Source organism: uncultured Corynebacterium sp., from assembly GCF_902782855.1.
GTDB lineage: Bacteria > Actinomycetota > Actinomycetes > Mycobacteriales > Mycobacteriaceae > Corynebacterium.
The window spans coordinates 1-2,437 of record NZ_CACZOO010000150.1 but is presented as its reverse complement, the minus strand read 5'-3'; the positions used below and the strand labels follow the sequence as shown (position 1 = coordinate 2,437).

The 2,437-nt window shown below is 63.5% G+C and carries 2 protein-coding genes; one reads left to right on the top strand and one right to left on the bottom strand.

All coding sequences use genetic code 11. From position 1 onward, the window contains the following. Positions 1–1,544, bottom strand: a 1,544-nt coding sequence (lepA, locus tag QZV72_RS07065; protein ID WP_297006647.1) for a translation elongation factor 4, incomplete at its 3' end; no start/stop codon positions are given. 343 nt (positions 1,545–1,887) lie between these two features. Between lepA and QZV72_RS07060 the strand changes: the two genes are divergently transcribed. After that, positions 1,888–2,437: hypothetical protein (locus tag QZV72_RS07060; protein ID WP_297006645.1), on the top strand; the 550-nt coding region annotated here is incomplete at its 3' end.

Sequence of the window (2,437 nt, the reverse complement as noted above, 5' to 3'; positions counted from 1 at the left end):
GCGAAGGCGTCCACCGGCTCTCCCTGCAGCAGGATGTCCACCTTCACCAGGTCCGCGAGCTGCTCGCCGTCCTCCTCGTAGTTCAGCGAGGCATACCCCTTCGTCTTCGACTTCAGCATGTCGAAGAAGTCGAAGATGATCTCCCCCATCGGGATGTAGTAGCGCAGTTCCACACGGTCCGTGGACAGGAAGTCCATGTTCTTCATCTGCCCGCGTTTCTCCTGGCACAGCGTCATCACCCCGCCGAGGTACTCCTCCGGCACGATGATGGTCATGTTCACCATCGGCTCGTAGACCTCCTTGATCTTCCCCTCCGGCCAGTCCGACGGGTTCTGCACGTGCAGCACCTCGCCGTTCTCCGCCACGACCTTGTACACCACGCTCGGCGCAGTCGAGATCAAATCCAGATCGAACTCCCGCTCCAGACGGTCACGGGTGATCTCCATGTGCAGCAGCCCCAGGAACCCGCACCGGAAACCGAAGCCCAGCGCGGTGGAGGTCTCCGGCTCGAACGTCAGCGATGCGTCATTCAACTGCAGCTTCTCGATCGCCTCACGCAGGTCCGGGTACTGGTCCGCGGAGACCGGGAACAGGCCCGAGTACACCATCGGTGTCGGCTCCGCATAGCCCTGCAGTGGCTCCGTCGCTCCCCCGACGGCCGAAGTGACCGTGTCACCCACCTTCGACAGGCGCACATCCTTCACCCCCGTGATGATGTAGCCCACCTCACCGACCCCCAGGCCCTTCGTCTTCGTCGGCTGCGGGGAGACCACACCGATCTCCAGGGCCTCATGCACCGTGCCGGTGGACATCATCCGGATCTTCTGCCGCGGCTCCAGCTTGCCGTCGACCATACGGATGTAGGTCACGACACCACGGAAGATGTCGTAGACCGAGTCGAAGATCATCGCGCGGGCCGGGGCGTCCGCGTCGCCCACCGGCGCCGGCACCAGCTCACAGACCTTGTCCAGCATCGCCGGGATCCCCTCCCCCGTCTTCGCCGAGATGCGCAGCACATCCTCCGGCTCACAACCGATGATGTTCGCGATCTCCAGGGAGTACTTCTCCGGGTCCGCCGCCGGCAGGTCGATCTTGTTGAGGACCGGGATGATCTCCAGGTCCTTCTCCATCGCCAGGTACAGGTTCGCCAGGGTCTGCGCCTCGATCCCCTGGGCGGCGTCCACCAACAGGATCGCGCCCTCACACGCCTCCAGCGCGCGGGAGACCTCATAGGTGAAGTCCACGTGACCGGGGGTGTCGATGAGGTGCATCACCAGCTCCTCCCCCTCGTTCGCCCCGGTGCGCGGGATCCACGGCAGCCGCACGTTCTGCGCCTTGATGGTGATGCCGCGCTCCCGCTCGATGTCCATGTTGTCCAGGTACTGGTCACGCATGTCACGGTCGTCGATGACGCCGGAGAGCTGCAGGATCCGGTCGGCCAGGGTGGACTTGCCGTGGTCGATGTGGGCGATGATGCAGAAGTTGCGGATACGGCTCGGCTCCGTGAAGGTCTCGAGAGCGTAGTTCTGCTGCTTCGGCGCCATGTGGGGTCCTCCTGGTGATGCGCGTCCCGCGCCACGGGGTGCCGGGCGGGTGGATATCAGGTCGAGCCTACCAAGGGACATCCCATGGGTCGGGCGCATGTGGGGTGCGAACCATGCCGAGGGCGGTTACGATGCAACCATGCCCACGCAACGGTGCACTCTCATGTGGGCAGTGCTTCGCAATCGCGAAGGTCGACCCGTGAGCCTCGGACGCTCGCCCAGGCGCCGAATCCGTCTCCGCATCCGCGGAGGTCCGTGGACGACAGCTCTACGGAGCTCCGTGGGCGACAGGGCCTGAACGTGAGTCTTGGTCGCTTGGCATCACTATGGTATCCTCGACATCATGAACTCACCCCCAAAATCACACCATCGACTCTCGCTCGATATCGACAAGAACACCGCGGCACGCATCACCCGAGATCGTGCGAACGGCCACCGCCTGCTGATGTCGATGCTTCCGGACGGCATCTTCACCACTGACTCTCCCCGTGCAGAAGCCGACTTACTCTGGGACTTCTCCTCCCCCACCACTCTCACGGTATCGACCCGGATCCCGTTGGCTCGCACTGGCGGCATCACGATCACCAAGGTCCCCTCCATCACTCTCAACGACGACACTGACTGCGTTCTCACCAGCACCGTTGAAGCCACCCGAATGAAAGCGGCCTTCGTTCCCGCCGAGATCTGGAGCCTTCCGGACCGCCCCAACATCCACGGTAAGCGGATCCCGGTACCAGCTGAAGAGCTCGGCGACTGGCTGACGGACAAACTTGCCGCAAACGGTTTTTCCGTCAAGAGGATCCAGTCGTTGGAACCCCAGCGCCTGCCGGTCAAGAACCGCACGATCCCGGCAGCCAGATTCACCGTCGCTGTAACGGTCACGGACGTCACTG